General features: G+C 32.2%; 16 protein-coding genes. 10 read left to right on the top strand and 6 right to left on the bottom strand.

Annotated elements, in window-relative coordinates; translation table 11 throughout:
- Positions 1–15: 15 nt before the first annotated feature.
- Positions 16–2,784, bottom strand: a complete 2,769-nt coding sequence (locus tag ABWP60_RS01810) for a 2-oxoglutarate dehydrogenase E1 component (RefSeq protein ID WP_353147652.1) — start codon at positions 2,782–2,784, stop codon at positions 16–18.
- A gap of 119 nt (positions 2,785–2,903) precedes the next feature.
- Between ABWP60_RS01810 and ABWP60_RS01805 the strand changes: the two genes are divergently transcribed.
- Together ABWP60_RS01805 and ABWP60_RS01800 are read left to right on the top strand one after the other, a co-directional pair.
- Positions 2,904–3,464 carry a hypothetical protein gene (locus ABWP60_RS01805; protein ID WP_353147649.1) on the top strand — a complete coding sequence of 187 codons (561 nt, stop codon included), beginning with the start codon at positions 2,904–2,906 and terminating at the stop codon, positions 3,462–3,464.
- Positions 3,465–3,523: 59 nt separating this feature from the next.
- Complete coding sequence (locus ABWP60_RS01800) at positions 3,524–4,849, top strand: alkaline phosphatase D family protein (RefSeq protein WP_353147646.1); 1,326 nt, start codon at positions 3,524–3,526, stop codon at positions 4,847–4,849.
- A gap of 1 nt (position 4,850) precedes the next feature.
- Here the strand turns inward: ABWP60_RS01800 and ABWP60_RS01795 are convergent, their stop codons facing one another.
- Both ABWP60_RS01795 and ABWP60_RS01790 read right to left on the bottom strand, forming a co-directional pair.
- Positions 4,851–5,201, bottom strand: coding sequence for a hypothetical protein (locus ABWP60_RS01795; protein ID WP_353147643.1), 351 nt, complete (start codon positions 5,199–5,201; stop codon positions 4,851–4,853).
- Between the two features lie 93 nt (positions 5,202–5,294).
- Positions 5,295–6,269 carry a polyprenyl synthetase family protein gene (locus ABWP60_RS01790; protein ID WP_353147640.1) on the bottom strand — a complete coding sequence of 325 codons (975 nt, stop codon included), beginning with the start codon at positions 6,267–6,269 and terminating at the stop codon, positions 5,295–5,297.
- 171 nt (positions 6,270–6,440) lie between these two features.
- Here ABWP60_RS01790 and ABWP60_RS01785 point away from each other — a divergent pair, with 171 nt between their 5' ends.
- The 4 genes from ABWP60_RS01785 to ABWP60_RS01770 all read left to right on the top strand — a co-directional run bounded on the left by ABWP60_RS01785 (position 6,441) and on the right by ABWP60_RS01770 (position 13,069).
- Positions 6,441–7,037, top strand: coding sequence for a TetR/AcrR family transcriptional regulator (locus tag ABWP60_RS01785; protein WP_353147637.1), 597 nt, complete (start codon positions 6,441–6,443; stop codon positions 7,035–7,037).
- A gap of 10 nt (positions 7,038–7,047) precedes the next feature.
- Positions 7,048–8,385 (top strand): TolC family protein, encoded by a 1,338-nt coding sequence (locus tag ABWP60_RS01780; RefSeq protein WP_353147634.1) that lies wholly within the window; start codon positions 7,048–7,050, stop codon positions 8,383–8,385.
- Between the two features lie 17 nt (positions 8,386–8,402).
- Positions 8,403–9,530 (top strand): efflux RND transporter periplasmic adaptor subunit, encoded by a 1,128-nt coding sequence (locus ABWP60_RS01775; protein ID WP_353147631.1) that lies wholly within the window; start codon positions 8,403–8,405, stop codon positions 9,528–9,530.
- Between the two features lie 77 nt (positions 9,531–9,607).
- Positions 9,608–13,069: an efflux RND transporter permease subunit gene (locus tag ABWP60_RS01770; RefSeq protein ID WP_353147628.1), complete on the top strand. Its 3,462-nt coding sequence runs from the start codon at positions 9,608–9,610 to the stop codon at positions 13,067–13,069.
- Between the two features lie 64 nt (positions 13,070–13,133).
- Here ABWP60_RS01770 and mscL read toward each other — a convergent pair whose 3' ends face one another.
- Genes mscL through ABWP60_RS01755 form a run of 3 tightly spaced genes read right to left on the bottom strand, consistent with a single transcriptional unit; the run spans position 13,134 to position 16,626 of the window.
- On the bottom strand, positions 13,134–13,508 hold the full coding sequence (mscL, locus tag ABWP60_RS01765; RefSeq protein WP_353147625.1) for a large conductance mechanosensitive channel protein MscL: 375 nt from the start codon (positions 13,506–13,508) through the stop codon (positions 13,134–13,136).
- Between the two features lie 50 nt (positions 13,509–13,558).
- Positions 13,559–15,991, bottom strand: coding sequence for a bifunctional UDP-N-acetylmuramoyl-tripeptide:D-alanyl-D-alanine ligase/alanine racemase (locus tag ABWP60_RS01760; RefSeq protein WP_353147622.1), 2,433 nt, complete (start codon positions 15,989–15,991; stop codon positions 13,559–13,561).
- A 44-nt stretch (positions 15,992–16,035) separates the two neighbouring features.
- Positions 16,036–16,626 carry a thymidine kinase gene (locus tag ABWP60_RS01755; protein WP_353147619.1) on the bottom strand — a complete coding sequence of 197 codons (591 nt, stop codon included), beginning with the start codon at positions 16,624–16,626 and terminating at the stop codon, positions 16,036–16,038.
- A 181-nt stretch (positions 16,627–16,807) separates the two neighbouring features.
- On the opposite strand from ABWP60_RS01755, the gene ABWP60_RS01750 reads away from it, so the two are divergent.
- The 4 genes from ABWP60_RS01750 to recJ all read left to right on the top strand — a co-directional run bounded on the left by ABWP60_RS01750 (position 16,808) and on the right by recJ (position 20,700).
- Positions 16,808–17,752: a DUF8457 domain-containing protein gene (locus tag ABWP60_RS01750; RefSeq protein WP_353147616.1), complete on the top strand. Its 945-nt coding sequence runs from the start codon at positions 16,808–16,810 to the stop codon at positions 17,750–17,752.
- 58 nt (positions 17,753–17,810) lie between these two features.
- On the top strand, positions 17,811–18,482 hold the full coding sequence (rsmI, locus tag ABWP60_RS01745; protein ID WP_353147613.1) for a 16S rRNA (cytidine(1402)-2'-O)-methyltransferase: 672 nt from the start codon (positions 17,811–17,813) through the stop codon (positions 18,480–18,482).
- A gap of 31 nt (positions 18,483–18,513) precedes the next feature.
- On the top strand, positions 18,514–18,828 hold the full coding sequence (locus ABWP60_RS01740; RefSeq protein WP_353147610.1) for a HopJ type III effector protein: 315 nt from the start codon (positions 18,514–18,516) through the stop codon (positions 18,826–18,828).
- Positions 18,829–18,999: 171 nt separating this feature from the next.
- Complete coding sequence (gene recJ, locus ABWP60_RS01735) at positions 19,000–20,700, top strand: single-stranded-DNA-specific exonuclease RecJ (RefSeq protein ID WP_353147607.1); 1,701 nt, start codon at positions 19,000–19,002, stop codon at positions 20,698–20,700.
- Positions 20,701–20,768 lie beyond the last annotated feature (68 nt).

The following is a 20,768-nucleotide window of genomic DNA, read 5'->3' as shown; positions in this document are numbered from 1 at the left end:
AATGTGTTGTATCTGTTATTGAAATAAATTTTTATCAAAAACCATAGCAATAGCGTTTGCTTGACGTTTTTTAGAACGTTCGTAACTTCCTGCTGCTGGTGCACTATATGCTTTTGGCGAGGCTAAACGTAATTTTACTAAATCGAAATTCATTAATAAATATCCGTAAGCACCCATATTTTTTGGTTCTTCTTGTGCCCAAACATAATCATCTACATTTGGATACGAATCGATAATCGCTTTAATTTGGTCTGTTGCTAATGGGAATAGTTGTTCAAAACGAATTACGGCTACATCCTTTCTTCCTAATTCTTCTCGTTTGGCAATAATATCGTAATATACTTTTCCTGTACAGAATACTAAAGACTTGATTGCCTTTTTATCTAATACATTTGGGTCGTCTAGTATTTCTTGAAATTGTCCGTTTGATAATTCTTCTGCTGAAGAAACAGCTAATGGATGACGCAATAAACTTTTCGGAGAAAATACAATTAACGGTTTACGAAATTTCGTTTTCATTTGCCTTCTCATCAAGTGGAAGAAATTGGCTGGTGTGGTGACGTCTGCAACGTACATATTGTGTTTGGCACACATTTGTAAATAACGTTCCATACGAGCGGAAGAGTGTTCCGCACCTTGATTTTCATACCCATGAGGCAATAAGAAAACCAATCCGTTTTGGTTGTTCCACTTGTCTTCACCTGCAGAAATGTATTGGTCAATCATAATTTGCGCTCCGTTAGAGAAATCTCCAAATTGTGCTTCCCAGATGGTTAAGGTGTTTGGAGAGGCTAATGCATAACCATATTCAAAACCAACTACACCATATTCTGAAAGGTGCGAATTGTAGATGTAAAAGTTTCCTTTTTTATTGTTGATGTCGTTTAATAAAACCACTTCTTCTTCCGATTCTTCTACTTTAATTACGGCATGACGGTGCGAGAAGGTTCCTCTTTCCACATCTTGCCCAGAAATACGAACATCGTATCCTTCAGTTATTAAAGAACCATAGGCCAATAATTCTCCCATTGCCCAATCTAATTGGTCTTTTTCGAAGAACATGGCTTTTCTGTCGCCAACTAATTTCGTGATTTTGCTAATGAATTTTTTATCTTTTGGCAGTTCTGTAATAGTAGAAGCAATAGCAGTTAACTGCTTTTTATCAAATTTTGTATCAAATTTTGAAAGCATCACATCATCTGAAACTTGTTCAAAACCGTTCCATTCATTTTGCATAAATGGGGTAATTACAGTTAAACTTTTCTTACGGGATTCTTCTAAATTTTCATCAAGATTTGCTTTGTATGTTTCTTCTAACGTTTTAACATACGAGCTATCAATAACACCTTCAGTTATAAGTTTTTCCGCATAAATATCACGAGGATTTTTATGTTTTGCAATGGCTTTGTATAATTTCGGTTGTGTAAATCGAGGTTCGTCACCTTCGTTATGGCCGTATTTTCTATATCCTAATAAATCGATAAATACATCGCTTCCAAATTCCATTCTATAATCTAAAGCAAACAACATGGCATGAACCACAGCTTCTGCGTCATCTGCATTAACGTGTAATACTGGTGATAAGGTTACTTTTGCAATATCTGTACAATACGTGGAGGAACGAGCATCTAAATAATTTGTAGTAAAACCAACTTGGTTATTAATCACTAAGTGAATTGTTCCACCTGTTTTATATCCGTCTAATTTTGCCATTTGTATAATTTCATACACAATACCTTGCCCGGCTACAGCAGCATCACCGTGAACGGCAATAGGTAAAACTTTTGAAAAATCATCTGAAAAATAACGGTCTTGTTTGGCTCTTGTAATTCCTTCTATAACCGCACCAACGGTTTCTAAGTGAGATGGATTTGGCGCTAAATTTAAGTTTATTTTTTTTCCTGAATCTGTAACTCGGTTTGATGTTAATCCTAAGTGGTATTTTACATCCCCATCAAAATACATATCATCATCATAATCTTTTCCGTCAAATTCTGAGAAAATATTTTGTGTGTTTTTACCAAAAATATTTGCCAAAACATTTAAACGACCACGGTGTGCCATTCCCATTACAAATTGTTCTACACCTTTTTCTGCAGCGGCTTCAATAAGCGCGTCTAATGCAGGAATAGCCGCTTCACAACCTTCTAATGAAAATCGTTTTTGACCTACGTATTTTGTGTGTAAGAAGGTTTCAAACGAAACGGCTTCATTTAACTTTTTTAATATATTTTTCTTAACATCACCTGAAAAATTAGGTTGATTGTCGTTGATATCTAATCTGTTTTTTATCCAATCCTGTACTTTAGGCTCTCTAATGTACATAAATTCTACACCAATAGACGAACAATAAACACTTTCTAAATGCTTAATAATATCAGCTAACGTGCTAGGTTTCATGTTAACAATTTTGGCAGCATCAAAAACGGTTGCTAAATCCGCTTGAGACAATCCAAAATTTTCTATAGCCAAAGTTGGTGAAAACACCCTTCTTTCTCTAACTGGATTTGTTTTGGTAAATAAATGTCCTCTAGTTCGGTATCCGTCAATTAGTTTTAAAACATTAAATTCTTTTTGAAGTTGTTCAGAATTACCACCAGAAACAACTTCGTTTGCAGTATGTGCAATTTGCTCACCTGGATTAGAAAATTCATTAGCAAAATCGAAACCTTGGAAAAAACTTCTCCAACTTGGTTCTACACTATCTGGATTTTGTAAATATTGGTCGTATAAATCTGCAAAAAATGCAGTATGTGCTGCGTTTAAAAAGGAAAACCTATCCATAATTCTGTCTAAATGACGATTTGGTTAAAAAATTTTATGCAAAAGTATAAACTTTTATGCTAAATGTTCAAAGAAATTTATACTTTTATATTCAAATTAACAAATAAGTAATAAATAGAATGAAAATAAAGAGAAAGTTACTAAATACATTTTTTTATACTCTAATTTTTCTCAATTCTTCAGACTTGTTTTCTCAGCAAGACAGTATTCCTAAAACAAAATCTATTTTTTGGCAAAAAGTCCAATTTGGCGGCGGTTTAGGTTTGGCTTTTGGTAATGGTTATTCAAATTTTTCTTTATCGCCAACTGGTTATTATCATTTAAATAAAACAGTGAGCGTTGGTGTAGGAATTTCAGGAAGTTATGTCGCTCAAGAATCAAACCCATCAAATTACAATGCATTGGGTTATAAATCAACTGTTTTTGGAGGAAGTATTATTGGTTTGTTTCATCCAATTGAAGACATTCAACTTTCTACAGAAATTGAACAATTACGTGTAAATAGAAAATTTAATGGAGTGAATACTAGCAACGATTCTTTTTGGAATACAGCTGTTTTTATTGGTGTTGGTTATCGCTCTCAAAATGTAACTTTTGGTGTAAAGTACAATTTATTATATGCAAATCAAAACAATGTATTTGCGCAAGATTGGCTCCCTTTTGTTCGAGTAATGTTTTAAATGTAATTATATCTTAACACTACATCTAATAGAATTTCTTAGTTTTACAAAAAAAAATTATGCGATACATTCTCTCCTTTTTATTGTTTTCAGCCACCTTATTTTCACAAAATAGTTTACAATCCGGACCTATGGTTGGTTATTGCGAAATGAAAGAAGCAATGATTTGGCTTCAAACGGAAAAGCCATCGACTGTTTATATTTCCTATTATGCCTTAGATAACGTTACAGAAGTTTTCAAAAGTGAAAAGTATAACACTACTAACGACAATGCATTTACTTGTCATGTGGTTTTAGATAAGTTGCAGCCAGGAAAAAAATACAATTATGATATTTATTTGAATAACAAAAAGGTAAACTTGCCTCACGAAACATCTTTTTCTTCAAAAAAATTATGGCAATTTAGAGAAAAAGCACCTGATTTTACTATTGCTTTAGGAAGTTGCTCTTATATAAGTGAAGAGGCTTTAGACAGGCCCGGAAAACCATATGGTTCTAATTATTCCATTTTTGAAAGTATTGCTAAGAAAAATCCAGATATTATGATTTGGGGAGGCGATAATATTTACCTTCGAGAAGCAGATTGGGATAGTAAAACTGGAATTCAACATCGTTACACCTATTCAAGAAAAATAAAAGAAATGCAACCGCTTTTAGCTAAAACTCAGAATTTTGCCATTTGGGACGATCATGATTTTGGACCAAACGATGGTGATAGAGGTTTTTATAACAAAAATTTAACCCAACAAGCGTTTAAAGATTTTTGGGCAAATAAATCATATGGAATGAATCCCAATCAAAACGAAGGTATTTATTCCTGTTTTAATTGGGGCGATGCGGAAGTTTTCTTGTTAGACAATCGTTTTTTTAGATCCCCAAATGATAGATTAACCGGTGAAAAAGTACTTTTAGGAGCTTCTCAAATACAATGGCTAATTGACGCGTTGGTAACTTCAAAAGCCAGTTTTAAAATTATAGTAATAGGAGGCCAAGTTTTATCTTCGGCAGCAGTTTATGAAAATTATGAAAATTATAAAACAGAAAAAGAAGCGTTGTTAAATGAAATAACAGCAAATAAAATTAAAGGTGTAACTTTTATTTCTGGCGACAGACATTTTACAGAATTATCAATGTTACAGCGAACAAATGCTTATTCTTTATATGATTGGACGGTTTCGCCATTAACTTCTGGTTACGGAAATATTGAAAAAATTGCCAAGGAAGAAAATAAAAACAGAGTAGAAGGAAGTCTATTTGCACAACACGTTTTTGGGACTTTATCATTTTCTGGTGAAAAAGATACCCGACAAATGAAATTAACATTATTTGATAAAGAAGGAAAAGAATTGTGGAATAAAGTAATTTTAAAGAAAGACTTAGAATAAATTAATATTTGCTTCTAAACCACACTTTTTGCCATTCGCGTTTTAAAATTAAAAACGTCACGTCTTCGGATAATTTAAAAACATCTGAACCGTCCAATTTTTTAATTTGATCTTCGGAAACATCAATAATGTATAGTAAATTTAAGTATTCTGCAAATTTATTATTGATTAATTTTATTATTTTATCCTGAATTAATAGTTTTAATTCAAATGGGAAAATATCCAACGGAATATCAATATTTTCATTTGCTAACCCAAAATCTTTATTGGTTTGCTCAATTAATTTGTAATATAAATCTTGTTTTTCAGCTTCTTCAATTAATGAATCGAAAGATGTTGGTGGTAAATACATATTCAATGTCAATTACAATTTTCAATGTCAATTACAATGTTAAAAATCAAATTTAAAACTTATAATTGATTTTTGTTATTGAAATTGTTATTGTTATACTTTTCTATTCATTAATTTTTCACCAAACAATCTTAAAACCATTTTTTTGTCTTCAGAAATTTTCATTTTTTCTAATGTTTCAAAGGCAATTTCTGTATACTTAGCAATGGCGTCTTGTGTAGCTTTGCTTGCGCCAGAAGCTGTAAAAATTGATTTAACCGAATCAATTTTATCAGAATTATCATTGGGTTGAATAGAAAATAAATGCAATAATTGTTGTTTATTTTCATCCGACGAAAATGCCATTGCTTTTAAATATAAATAGGTTTTTTTGTTTTCAATAATATCGCCTCCTACTTGTTTTCCAAAGGTTTCTGGATTTCCAAATGCATCTAAATAATCATCTTGTAATTGAAAAGCAATCCCTAAATTTAACCCAAAATTATAAATTAAATCGGCATTTTCCTCTGAAGTTTCTGCAACAATTGCGCCCATTTTCATAGCCGCTCCAAGTAACACAGCAGTTTTGAATTCAATCATTTTTAAATATTCCGAAATGGTTACATCATCACGGGTTTCAAAATCCACATCATATTGTTGTCCTTCGCAAACTTCTAAAGCAGTTTTGCTAAATAATTTTGCTAATTTCTGAAATATTATGGGTTCGTATACCTCAAAATACTGATAGGCCAATATTAGCATCGCATCACCAGATAAAATTCCAGTATTAATGTTCCATTTTTCATGAACGGTTTCATTTCCTCTTCGCAAAGGCGCATCGTCCATTATATCATCATGAACTAAAGAAAAATTATGAAAAACTTCAACTGCTTTAGCTGCTGGGATAGCTTTTTTATGATCGCCATCAAAAATATCAGTTGCCATTAATGTTAAAACAGGACGAATTCTTTTTCCGCCAAGCGATAAAATATAATCTATTGGTTCATATAGGTTTTTCGGTTGTTTATGAATATGTAGATTAGAAAACTCTTCCGAAATAACATTTTGATATTCTGATAATGAAAGCATACTAGTAATTTTTGGCTAATTTAAGCTAATAATTGCAGACTTGCGCCACAAATTTAATGTTAAATTTATGTGAAGATTATGGAAACTATTTTAGTTTTAAAAGTTTCCGTTGTAGTTTTGCAATTGATATTAATTAGATACTATAATTAATATCAAGAAATTACATTTAAAATGAAAGAAAAAATTGTCAATGTCGCCAAAGATATGTTTTTGAAATTAGGTTTCAAAAGTATTACCATGGATGATATTGCTTGCGAAATGTGTATTTCAAAAAAAACAATTTATAAATATTTTTCAAATAAAGAATTGTTAATTGAGGAAAGCACGCAATTGGTTCATAAAGAAGTTAGAGAGACAATTGACAAAATTGTGGCAAAAAACTTTAACGCTATTGAAGAAAATTTTCAAATTCGTAGAATGTTTAAAGAAATGTTTAAATATAGCGAAACGTCTCCAGTATACCAATTAAAAAGACACTATCCAGAAGTGTATCAAAAAGTAGTGGGCTATCAAATTGAAATATGCGAAGGTTGTTTTCGAGCCAATATATTAAAAGGAATTTCAGAGGGCTTATACCGAGAAAATATTGATGTAGAAAATTATGTAAAGTTTTATTACATCTTAATATTTAGCATTAGCGAGAATACCGCCTTAGAGAAAGAAGCTAATAATTTAGAGCACAAAGCCTTAGAGTATCACACTCGTGCTATGGCCACTCAAGACGGAATAATAGAATTAGAAAAACAATTACAGATTATTAATAATTAAATTTAACACAATGAAGATTAAAATAACAGTATTTCTGTTTCTTTTGAGTGCTATTCAAGTTTTTTCGCAAACGGAAGTAGCTAGTTTTACTCTAAAACAGGCAATTGAACAAGCCCAAAAGAACAATTACAGTGTAATAAACGCAAACCGTGATTTAGAACTTGCGAAGCAAAAAAAATGGGAAACCACTACCATGGGATTACCACAATTAAATGGTGCTGTAAATTACCAAAATACATTTGAGTTTACCAAGCAAGGAGCCGCAGCAAATGCTTTTAATCCTATGGCTAATCCCAATGAAATTATGTTATTGGCCTTTGGTACGAAACACGTAGCTATCGGAAATCTAACATTAAGTCAACTTATCTTTGATGGTTCGTATTTAGTAGGTTTACAATCGGCTAAAACCTATTTAAAAATTTCTGAAAACGCCAAAGAAAAAACGAATCAAGAAATTAAAGAAATTGTAATTAATTCTTATGGAAATGTTCTTTTAGCAGATGAAAGTATTTTAATTATCAATAAAAACAAAACCGTTTTAGAAAAAATTCTATCCGACACCAAAGAAATTTATAAAAACGGATTAATTGAAGAAGAAACTATTGAACAACTTCAAATTACTTTAAATTCTGTGAACAACGCTTTGGAAAATGTAACTAAACAAAGAGTTATTGCCTTAAATATGGTAAAACTATTGTTAGGTATTAATCTAGATGATGCCATCGTATTAACAGAAAAACTAAATGATTTAACTCAAAATAACATTGATTTACAATTATTAATTTCTGAATTTAATGTAAACGAAAATATCGATTATAAAATTGGAAAAAATGTAGAAGAAAGTAAACAACTTTTAGTTAAATTAGAAAAAAGTAAAGGTTTACCATCGTTAGGAGCCCAAGTAAATTTTGGATACAATGCCTTTTCAAATGAATTTTCATTTATGAACGCGACTCAAAAATGGAGTAATTTTTCAAATGTTGGCGTGGGATTAAATGTGCCAATTTTTAGTAGTGGTGGAAGAAATTCGCGCGTACAACAAGCCAAAATTGATTTAGAAAAATCAAGAACGCAACTTACAGAAACAGAACAAAAATTAAAATTACAATATCAAAAAGCAAAAAGCGATTATGAATATAGTATTAATCAATATAACAACGCACAAGCCAATTTAAAATTAGCAGAACGTATCGAAGCCAAACAACAAGTCAAATTTAAAGAAGGTTTGTCTTCTAGTTTTGACTTTGCTGAAGCGCAAAAACAATTGTATACGGCTCAACAAGAAACATTACAAGCAATGCTTGAAATTATAAATAAAAAAGCAACTTTAGAAAAATTAGTTAACTAAAATAAATGAACTTAGATATGAAAAAAGTAGTACTTATTGCCACCAGTTTATTACTTATAGCTTGTGGAGAAAAATCAACGGATGATTTAATTAAAGATAAAAACATCACCGAATTAAAAAACAGAAAAGCGGCTATTCAGTTGGAATTAGAAAAAATAGATGCCGCATTACTTAATGGTAATAAAGCACCAGAATCAGAAGCGTTGGTTTCTGTGTTAACGATTAAAGATACTGTTTTTAATCATTATTTAGAGATACAAGGAAATGTTGATACAAAAGAAAATATTTTAGTACAACCTGAATTCGGCGGAACATTAACGGCTTTAAATGTAAAAGCCGGCCAACGTGTTTCAAAAGGTCAAATACTTGGTAAAGTTGATGACGCCGGAATGAGTCAGCAATTAGCTAGTATTGAAAATCAATATGGCTTAGCTAAAACTACTTTTGAAAGACAAAAAAATCTATGGGACAAAAAAATTGGTTCGGAAATTCAGTTTTTACAAGCACAAACTCAAATGATTTCGGCACAAAAATCAGTTGCACAAATGCGAGCTCAAGTAGCAAAAACCGTAATTCGTGCACCATTTTCTGGAACAATTGATGAGGTTTTTGTTGAACGCGGACAAGTAGTCGCTCCAAGCCCACAAGGATTAATGCGAATTGTTAATTTATCAAACATGTATGTTTCTACAACTGTTCCGGAAACGTATATTGGTAAATTAAAAGTGGGTACAGTTGTAGATGTTTTCTTAACGTCTTTAGGAAAAACGTATAAAGGAAAAGTACGTCAAGTAGCTAATTTTATCAATCCAAGTAACAGAAGTTTCGGTATAGAAGTAAGCGTACCTAATCCAGACAATTTATTACGTCCAAATCAGGTAGCCAAACTTAAAATAATAGATTACACGTTAACAAATGCGATTATAGTTCCTACAAATGTGGTACAAGAAGACGGCGAACATAACAAATTTGTATTTATTGCCACTAATATCTCGGGTAAAAAAGGGGTAGCTAAAAAAGTACTAGTAAAAGTAGGAAAATCATCTGATAATGTAACCGAAATTTTGAGCGGTTTAACGGCAAATGATGTTATCGTTACAGAAGGTGCTAATACCATCGCCGACGGAATGAAGCTTAATTTTTAAAAAGTTAATTGTATATTTTTTGTAATTCCTAATTATGATTACAACAATAAACAATAAACCAAAAACAACAAACAAAAATGTCACATAAAAACAAAGAATTCGGAATATCGAGTTGGGCTGTAGACAATCGAGTTACAGTATATATTTTAACGTTGTTAATTGTTATTACAGGTGTTATTGCCTATGTAACAATGCCTCGTGAAGATTTCCCAGAAATTATTGAAAACAAGGTGTATATTTCATCTGTTTTTCCTGGAAACTCAGCAGAAGATGTTGAAAAACTTATTATTAAACCCCTTGAAAAAGAGTTTAAAAACATTTCAGGTGTTGAGAAAATTACCTCTAATTCCTTTCAAGATTACGGAATGATCATTGTAGAATTTGCGGATAAAGTAACCATTGAAGAGGCAAAAACTAAAATTAAAGACAAAGTAGATGTTATAAAAGCAGATACCGATTGGCCAAATTTAGACAATGGAAGTAAAGTAGAACCAAGTGTTTTCGAATTAAATATTTCGGAAGAAGTGCCTATTTTGAATATCAATTTAAAAGGAAATTACACGACACAACAACTAAAAAAATACGGAGAATTTCTTCAAGATGATATTGAAGAAATCCCGGAAGTAAAAAAAGTTGATATATTAGGAGTTGATGATAAAGAAGTAGAAATTGCCGTTGATATTTTTAAAATGACTGCCGCTAAGGTTTCTTTTGACGAAATCCAAAATGCAGTGAAATACGAAAACATGACACTTTCGGGCGGAAATTTAATTTCGCAAGGTTCTCGTAATAATATCCGAATTGTAGGTGAAATTAAAGACCCTAAAGAATTAGAAAACGTTATTGTAAAATCTTTCGGAGGAACGGTATATTTAAAAGACATCGCAGTTGTAAACTTTAAAGAAAAAGAAAAAACAACGTTTGCTCGAGAAAAAGGGCAAGAAGTGGTGATGCTAAACGTAAAAAAACGTTCCAATCAAAACATGATTTCTGCGATTGAGCAAGTAAAAGAAAAATTAGAAAAAGCCAAAGAATCGTATTTACCTTCTAATTTAACTATTGAACTTTCAAATGATCAATCTTCTCGAGTAGAACATCAAGTGGACGAATTATCCAACCATATTATTTTCGGAATTGTATTGGTAATGATTGTCTTAATGTTCACGATGGGATTACGAAACTCTCTTTTTGTTGGCGCAGCTATTCCGCTTTCGATGTTGATGGCGTTTACCATTTTATCGGCTTTCGGATTAACTTTAAATACGATGGTACTTTTCGGATTGGTAATGGGATTAGGAATGCTGGTGGATGACGGAATTGTAGTGGTCGATAACGTATTTGCCAACATGCAAAAAGGAATGGATAGAGTATCCGCTTCAAAAATTGGAATTGGCGAAATCGCTTGGCCAGTAATTTCTTCTACAGCTACAACTTTAATGGCATTTTTACCATTTGCTTTATGGCCTGGAACGATGGGAAAATTTATGAAATATTTTCCAATCACTTTAACGGTTACGCTTACGGCTTCGTTATTTGTAGCGATGGTTGTAAATGCAGCTATGACAGGTGGTTCAATGGATACAGAAGACAGAAATGTTTCTAATAAATCAGCAAAATTATATACGATTATCTTTAGTGTAGTTGGAATTGTATTTGTATTTTTAGGCCACTTAACCGATTCTACGTTTGCAAAAGCGATTGGGCATTTAGCTATTATTTCCTTGGGATTAATGTGGTTGTATAAAATTAAATTATACCAATGGACTCAGGATTTTCAATACAACTTTTTTCCAAAAATGGAAAATAAGTACAAAAATTTCTTAGCTAAAATTTTAAACGGAAAAAGAGCTTGGTATGCATTAGCATCGATTATTGGGATGTTATTTTTCTCTTTTATGTTATTAGGAATTTTCCCAAGAAAAGTATTGTTTTTTCCAGATAATATTCCAAATCAAGTCATTACATATATTGAATATCCGCAAGGAACAGATATTGCAAAAACCAATAAGGCGACTTTGTTTGTGGAAAAACAAGTAATTGAAATCTTAAATAAATATGTAGATCCAAAAACCAATAAAAACTTCTTAGCAGAAAGCATTGTTTCGCAAGTGGGTGTAGGTGCTGGAAATCCAAATGTGGATGCGGGTTCCGCTTCAGAAACGCCATATAAAGGAAAAGTAACGGTTAATTTCTCGGAATATAAATTTCGACAAGGAGTAAACACTACTGAAGTTTTAGATGAAATTCGTGCGAAAGTAAAAGGTGTTGCAGGCGCTACCGTTACGGTTGAAAAAGATGCCAATGGACCTCCAGCTGGATATCCCATTAGTGTGCAATTAACCGGTACCGATTATCAAGAAATGTTAGTAGAAGCGGATAAAATGATTGCTTTTATCAATTCGAAAAACATTCCAGGTATTGAGCGTTTGAGTGTGGATGTAAACAAAGAAAGTCCAGAATTAGAAGTAAAAGTTGACCGTGTTAGCGCAGGAAGCTTAGGAGTATCGACAGGACAATTAGGATTTAATTTGCGTCGTTCAGTTTATGGTCAAGAAATCTCAACTTATAAAGAAGGGGATGACGACTACAACATAACAATGCGTATGCAAGAAGACCAACGTAAAAATGAAAATGTATTGTTTAATCAATCTTTAACGTTCCGAAATCAGAATAACGGACAAATGATGCAAGTGCCAATTTCTGCCGTTTCGGAAACCAATAAAACCACCACATACAATCAAATCAAAAGAAAAAACCAGAAACGTATTATGACGGTGTATTCAAATGTGTTGACAGGTTATAATGGTGATGAAATTACGAAACAAATTGAATCGGAATTAAAATCATATAAATTTCCAAAAACGGTGAGTTATTCGTTTTCTGGAGTTCAAGAAGAACAAGGGAAAAACCAAAGTTTCTTAATGTACGCCCTATTTTTAGCGTTAGCCGGAATTACGATTATTATTGTATTACAGTTTAATTCGGTTTCTAAAACTATGGTAATTTTATTTACGGTTTTATTGAGTTTTAGTGGTGTTTTCTACGGATATGTAATTGCTAATATGGATTTCGTTATCTTAATGACGATGATGGGAATTATTTCGTTAGCCGGAATTGTAGTGAAAAACGGAATTGTATTAATGGACTTTTTCGTCTTATTATTAGATAAGAAAGTGGCCGATAACAACCTAAAAAGTCATGACGATCTATCATTAGAAGAAATAAAAGACATCATCATCGAATCGGGTAAAAACCGTTTAAGACCTGTATTATTAACGGCATTAACCGCCATTTTAGGATTAATTCCGTTAGCTATTGGATTGAATTTTGATTTCTTTGCTTTAATTACAGAATTTAATCCGCACTTATATATGGGTGGTGATAACGTAATTTTCTGGGGACCTTTAGCATGGACCATTATCTTCGGATTAACCTATGCTACTGTGTTAACACTTGTTATGGTTCCCGTGATGTTCTACTTGGTAAAACGAGTGAAATATTGGTTGCGAGATAGAAAAACAACTGCTATTATTAATTAATTTTTAGTTTGCAATAAAAAAAAGCTGTTTCGAGAGAAACAGCTTTTTTTATGTTATGTTAAGTTTATTTTTTTAATAAATCTCTAATTTGCGTTAGAAGTTCTTCTTGTGTAGGTCCAGAAGGTGTTGGAATTTCTTCTTCGGCTTTTTTAATTTTATTAAGTGATTTTACTAATAAAAAAATCACAAAAGAAATCACTAAAAATCCAATAACAGCTGCTAAAAACTTACCGTATAAAATACCGCCATCCGTTTTTAAAAGTGCTAAATCGGCTACGTTTGCTGCTTTTAAGGCAGGGTTTAGTATAGCAGGTGTAATGACATCATCAACAAGTGATTTTACAATTCCACCGAAAGCACCTCCAATGATAACTCCAACAGCTAAATCCATTACATTGCCTTTCGCAATAAAATCTTTAAATTCGGAAATAATTTTCATATGCGTTAAATTTGGTTACACGAAGTTATAAAAAAACTAAAAGAGTAGGTTTAATTTTTATAGAAAATTCTTTTTACTCGTTGCGAAATACTGGTTAAAATTTCATACGGTATGGTATCGCAAACGCTTGCTATTTCTTGTACATGTGGGTTTTCGCCAAAAATTATTACTTCATCTCGTTCTTCACAAGGAATAGAAGTTACATCCACCATCAACATGTCCATACAAATATTGCCTAAAATGGTAGCTTTTTGGTTATGAATCATCACATACCCTTTTTCATTTCCCCAAGCACGTCTAATTCCGTCTGCATAACCGATAGGAATGGTTGCAATTTTCATTTGTTTTTGCACTACAAATTTTCTACTGTAACCAATACTTTCATTTTCATTGACAGTACTTATTTGCGAAATAATACTTTTTAAAACACTAACATTTTCTAACGAAATTTGCTCTTCTTCCGAATTGCCTACGCCATAAATCCCAATGCCCAATCGTACCATTTCAAATTGATATTCTGGGAAATTAAAAATTCCAGAAGTGTTTAAAATATGTCGAATAGGTTGAATGTTCAAAGCTGCAGAAAGTTCAGAAACTAAAGACTCAAATAGTTGAATTTGTTGTAATGTAAACGCTTTAAAATCAAAATTGTCTGAAGCGGCTAAATGCGAAAAAATACTGGTTACTTTCACAAAATTATTGTGTTTAAGTAACGCAATTAATGCAGCAACTTCCGATTTTTCAAAACCTAAGCGATGCATTCCGGTATCCATTTTTAAATGAATAGGATATCCGTTGAGGTTTTTTTCTTTTGCCAATTCAATAAAGGAAGTTAAACCAGAAACAGAGTACATTTCAGGCTCTAAATTATAAGCTATCATAGCTTTATAGCTACTAATTTCAGGATTTAATACCATAATTGGTGTGGTAATTCCTGCTTTTCGCAATGCGATTCCTTCATCGGCGAAAGCCACGCCCAAATAGCCAACTTTTAAATGTTCCAGTTGTTTAGCAATTTCATAGCCGCCATTTCCATAACCAAAAGCTTTCACCATAACCATAATTTTGGTCGTGTTTTGTAGTTTTTGTTTGTAGAAATTATAGTTTAGAGTTAACGCATCTAGGTTTATTTCTAAAACCGTTTCGTGATTTTTTTCTTCTAATAAAACTACAATTTCATCAAAATTAAAACTTCTGGCACCTTTAATTAATATGGTTTCGTTTTTAAACGAATCGGTATTAAATTGCTGTAAAAACGCCTGTGTGTTTGCAAAAGAAATCACATTTTGCACATCTTGAAAATACTTTCCAATGGTTTCTCCGATGGTAATAATTTGTGCAATATTATTTTGTTGTAATAATTTGATTACATTACTATAAAGTTCATTTAAATTCAAACCACTTTGAAAAATATCAGATAAAATAATGGTTTTTTTCTGATGCAGTTTTTGTTGCTCTAAAAAGTCTAACGCCATTTTTAACGACTGATAATCGCTTGAAAAACTATCATCAATTAACAAACAATTATTAATTCCTGTTTTGGCTTGAAGTCGAATTTCAATATTATATAATTTTGAAATTCTTTCTGAAATGGTTGAAATAGATACTTTTAAATATAATAAAGTACAAATGCAAGTAATAGCATTTTCTATAGAAATAGCATCTGTAAACGGAAGTGAAATTTTAAAAACTTCGTTTTTATATTGAATTTCTAAAGTAGTTTTTAGGTTGTTTTTAACGGAAGAAAGTATAAAAACAGTGGCTTTGTTGTCTTCAAAACTCCAAGTAAATGTTGGTATTGTTAGGTGCTTTTCAATCCAATCATTTTTCTCTAAAATTAGTACTTCAGCTTTTGAAAATAACTGGCATTTTTCGATTATTTTTTCTTCAACTGTAGTAAACCCTTCTTGATGTGCGGGACCTAAATGGGTAAAAATTCCAATATTCGGCTGAATGATTTCGGCTAAATGTTGCATTTCGCCTTTTAAAGAAATTCCAGCCTCAAAAATACCTAGCGTATGATTCTCATTAATTCCAAAAACAGATAGTGGAACACCAACTTGCGAATTATAGCTTTTTGGACTTCTAACAACAGAAAAATCTGGACTTAAAAGAAAATTCAACCATTCTTTTACAATGGTTTTTCCATTACTTCCTGTAATTCCGATAGTTTCTATTTGAAATTGATTTTTATATGCTTTTGCTAAATTTTGTAAAGCGGCGGTAGTGTTTTCTACTATACAAAAATGAGCTTTTCCTTTCACATTTTCGGGAATATATTCCACTACAAAATGTTGGACACCTTTTTCAATTAAACTTTCAATAAAAATATGTGCATCATTATTTTGGCCTTTCAAACAAAAAAATAAAGAGGTATTTCCGTTTTGTAAACTACGACTGTCAATAGAAACATGCTCAAATTCTATCTTAGAAGTAGAGAAGTTTATATTGGCTTCGTGTAATATGTTAGATTTTACTACCATTATTATGAATTTGTTAGTGCAAATTGCTGAAATTCGTGTTGAATTTACTTTTGTTTTTCTTCACGCATTGCTTTATAATAAGCGGCTCTACTTAAAGGTTCGTATTCTTCCGTTTCACCAAGCATTACTAATTTTTTATCTTCCGATTTTCTAAAACTATAATTGGCTAAATTTCCAGTTCTGGTGCACACGGCATGCACTTTGGTAACGTATTCGGCAGTTGCCATAAGTGCCGGCATGGGCCCAAAAGGATTGCCTTTGAAATCCATATCTAATCCGGCTACAATTACTCTAATGCCACTGTTGGCTAAATCATTACAAATTGTAATTATTTCATCGTCAAAAAACTGGGCTTCATCAATACCTACAACATCACAACCTTGTGCTAAAATTCTAATGTTTTCTGCTGCCGGAACTGGAGTAGAACGAATTTCATTTTTGTTGTGCGACACCACCATTTCATCATCATATCGGGTATCCACAGTAGGTTTAAAAATCTCCACTTTTTGTTTGGCAAATTGTGCGCGTTTTAATCGTCTAATTAATTCTTCTGTTTTACCTGAAAACATAGAGCCACAAATAACTTCTATCCAACCAAATTGTTCTTCCTGATTTACCGTATTTTCTAAAAACATTTTTTAATCTAAATTAATTAACTTCAAGATAAAGGTATAAAAATATGTGTACATTTATGTTGAAAAAAAAATTGTAAAAATACTTTCTACAAGAATTTATACACATAATTTCTTTTACCTTTGTAATAATAACAAAAATATAAAAATCAACGCTATAAAAGTTCAACACAAACAAAAAGTTATGAAGAAAAAAATTGAAGGCGAATTAATTAGCATAGCGCACCGTTTATTAAAGCTTAAAAATCATACAGAAACCATTCAATTACTTGAAGAAGTTAAAAAATTGTATGAGCAATTAACACTTTTAAAATTTTATGAAGCGAATACGGCTTTAGTAAATGAAGAATTTTCAGAAGAATTGTTTGAAGAAAAAGTTGCGAAAATTATAGTAGGTACTATTGAAGTTGTTGATGAAGAGGAAGTTTTTGTAGAAATGGCTTCCAAAGAACAAATAGCACAAATTGAAGAAGAGCTTTTTGAAAAAAATGAAATTTCTCACGAACTTTTCCCTTCAAGCGACATTGCAGAAAATGTAAAAGAAGAAATAAAATCCGAAAGTATTGAAGAAGCACCAGTTGAAGAAACTCAAATTGACGAAGTAATTGAAACAAAAATAAAAAAGAAAGAATTAACATCAAATCCTGAAATTATTGGCACAAAAGTGACTAAACAAATTTCTATGGAAGATATTTTAGTTCACGATTATCAAGATACATTTTTTGAGAAAAAAGAAACTACAAATGAGGCAACTTCTGATGTTTTTGAAACAACAGTAGAAGCCGAAATTATTCAAGAGAAAGGGGAAGAAATAAGTAATGAAGTAGCGTCAGTTTCAGAAGCAACGCCCGAAGTTGAAATAGCGGAAGAAAGCATAGAAGAAACTCCAGTTGTAAATGGAAAAGCTATAGTTTTAGGATTGAATGATAAAATTGCTTTTGAGAAAAATTTATTTGCAGGAAACGGAGACGATTTAAACAGGGTATTATCTCAATTAAACACCTTTACAAATTGGGACGAAGCAAAATCTTTTGTGTTAGATTTTGTAAAACCGGATTATAATAATTGGGAAAATAAAGAAGAATTTGAAGTGCGATTTTTAGAAATTGTAGAAAATAAATTTAAATAAATGAACACAGAAAATAATTTGTGAAAATTTTTGAAATTCGTGTTTTAAATTGTTTTAAATGAGTAAATTATATATAGTTCCTACGCCAATTGGCAATTTAGACGACATGACGTTTCGTGCCATTCGTGTGCTTAAAGAAGCCGATTTAATTTTAGCCGAAGACACACGAACCAGCGGAAAATTACTAAAACATTTCGAGATTGCTACTCACATGCACAGTCACCACATGCACAACGAACACAAAACCGTAGAAAATGTAATTGCTCGAATAAAAGGTGGTGAAACGATTGCATTAATTTCCGATGCCGGAACGCCAGCCATTTCTGATCCTGGATTTTTATTAACACGCGCTTGTGTAGAAAACGGAATTGAAGTAGATTGTTTGCCAGGAGCAACCGCTTTTGTGCCCGCTTTGGTGAATAGTGGTTTGCCGAATGATAAATTTATTTTTGAAGGTTTCTTGCCCGATAAAAAAGGAAGACAAACACGTTATTTGGCTTTAGCTGAAGAAACACGCACCATGATTTTATACGTTTCTCCACATAAATTACTAAAAACGTTAGCCGAATTTATTCAATATTTCGGTGCAGACAGACCCGTTTCTGTTTCGAGAGAAATTTCAAAATTACACGAAGAAACCATCCGAGGAACAGCTGAAGAAGTTTTAAAACACTTTGAAGCAAAACCGGTAAAAGGCGAAATTGTTGTGGTTGTAGGAGGGAAGAAATAGTGTTCAGTATTTATAATCAGTAAGAAAAAAAATGAAAAACCCACTAAATAAAAAATCGTTCCCAGAAACCATCACTTACATTGATGAAAACTATACGTTCACACCAACGACTTTCAAAAATGGAAATCAAATAAACCATGCTGGTGAGAATAATGGTTCGTGTAAAATTTTTGCATTTGCTCAATTGCAACAATTTACCAAAGAAGAAACGTTATCATTATTCGGAGATTTTTATCAAGATGTCTTAAACGCACCAGACGCTTCCGACCATCAAAATATTAGAAATTTTATGATTTTCGGATGGGATGGTATTCACTTTGAAGGCGAAGCGTTACAAGTCAAGTAAAAAGCAAACATTGCGAATTAAACTATTTTTTTGCCAAGGATTATATGATTTGCACAGATTTAATCCTTATAATCTGAGAAATCAGTGGCTAAAATTAAAAATATTTATATCTTTGTTATACATACTATAAGCCAAAAATCGTAAATCACAAATCGTAAATCCAAAATCATTATGCGTTGGAATCTAAAATCAAAGCCAGAAAAAGAAAAAGTACAAGCCTTACAAAATGCCCTTCAAGTAGATGAAATCATCGCTACTTTATTAGTTCAAAGAGGAATAGAAACTTACGAACAAGCTAAAACATTTTTTCGTCCCACTTTACAAGATTTGCACAATCCGTATCTAATGAAAGATATGGACAAAGCCGTTTCTCGAATCGAAAAAGCCATTGCAAACAATGAAAATATTTTAGTTTTTGGCGATTATGATGTCGATGGAACCACCGCTGTTTCCTTAGTTTCAAGTTATTTACGAAGTTTTTATCCAAATGTAGCAACGTACATTCCAGACCGATATAACGAAGGTTATGGCATTTCCTATCTAGGGATTGATTATGCCGAAGACAACGCTATTTCCTTAATCATCGCACTCGATTGTGGGATAAAATCAATCGACCACGTGAATTATGCCAAAGCAAAAAACATCGATTTTATCATTTGCGACCATCACAGACCAGGCGATATTTTACCCGATGCCATTGCGGTTTTAGACCCAAAACGAGAAGATTGTTCCTATCCGTATGACGAATTATGTGGTTGTGGAGTAGGTTTTAAATTGATTCAAGCATTAGCTGAAAACAGCAACCAAACCATGGAAGATTTACTTCCTTATTTAGATTTGGTTGCAACAGCAATTGCCGCTGACATTGTTCCAATTACAGGCGAAAATCGTGTCTTAGCCAAATTTGGATTAGAAGTGATTAATTCGAATCCGCGACCAGGAATTAAAGCCTTAGTTCAAAGTGTAAAGAAAAAAGTTTTAACAATTACCGATGTGGTTTTTATCGTAGCACCAAGAATTAATGCCGCAGGAAGAGTGAAACATGGTAACGAAGCGGTGGCACTTTTAACCGAATACAATTTAGAACAAGCCGAACAATTTGCATCCGAAATTGAGCAACACAATTCGGACAGGAAAGAATTGGACAAACAAATTACCAAAGAAGCCTTGCTTCAAATCGAAGAAAATAAGGAACAAAACCGATTTTCAACGGTTGTGTATCAAGAAAATTGGCACAAAGGTGTCATCGGAATTGTGGCATCTCGATTAGTTGAAAAGTATTATAGACCGACAATTGTTTTTACTAAAAGCGGCGATAAATTAGCTGCTTCGGCACGCTCGGTAAAAGATTTTGATGTATACAATGCGTTAGAAGCGTGTGCCGAACATTTGGAACAATTTGGAGGACATATGTATGCTGCCGGAATGACGTTGAAAGAGGAAAATTACGAAAATTTCAAAGCGGCTTTTGAAAATGAAGTTAAAAAAACCATTCCTCCCGATTTATTAATTCCTGAAATTTCAGTAGATTTAGAAATGAATTTCTCAGATTTTGATGAAAAATTTATGCGCATTCTAAAACAATTCGAACCTTTCGGTCCAGAAAATATGACACCAGTTTTTTTGTCGAAAAATATTATAGATTCAGGTTATGCTAAAACTTTGGGTAACGATGCCGAACATTTAAAAGCTTTTGTAAAACAAAATAATTCCCCAAATTTTAATGCGATTGGTTTTGGACTTGGAGCTAAAATAGATGTTGTAAAAAACAGAAATCCTTTTGAGGCCGTTTATGTTTTAGAAGAAAATGAATGGAACGGAACAGTGAGTTTGCAATTGCAATTGCGTGATGTAAGAGCTAAGCAGAAGTAAAAAGTAGCAAAGTTTCATAGTAACAAAGTTAAAAGTGAAAAGTCATTCATCATTTACAATTCATGATT

The sequence above is a fragment of the Flavobacterium sp. genome (assembly GCF_040402895.1).
Taxonomy (GTDB): domain Bacteria; phylum Bacteroidota; class Bacteroidia; order Flavobacteriales; family Flavobacteriaceae; genus Flavobacterium.
This window is presented reverse-complemented; position numbering and strand designations above follow the sequence as displayed.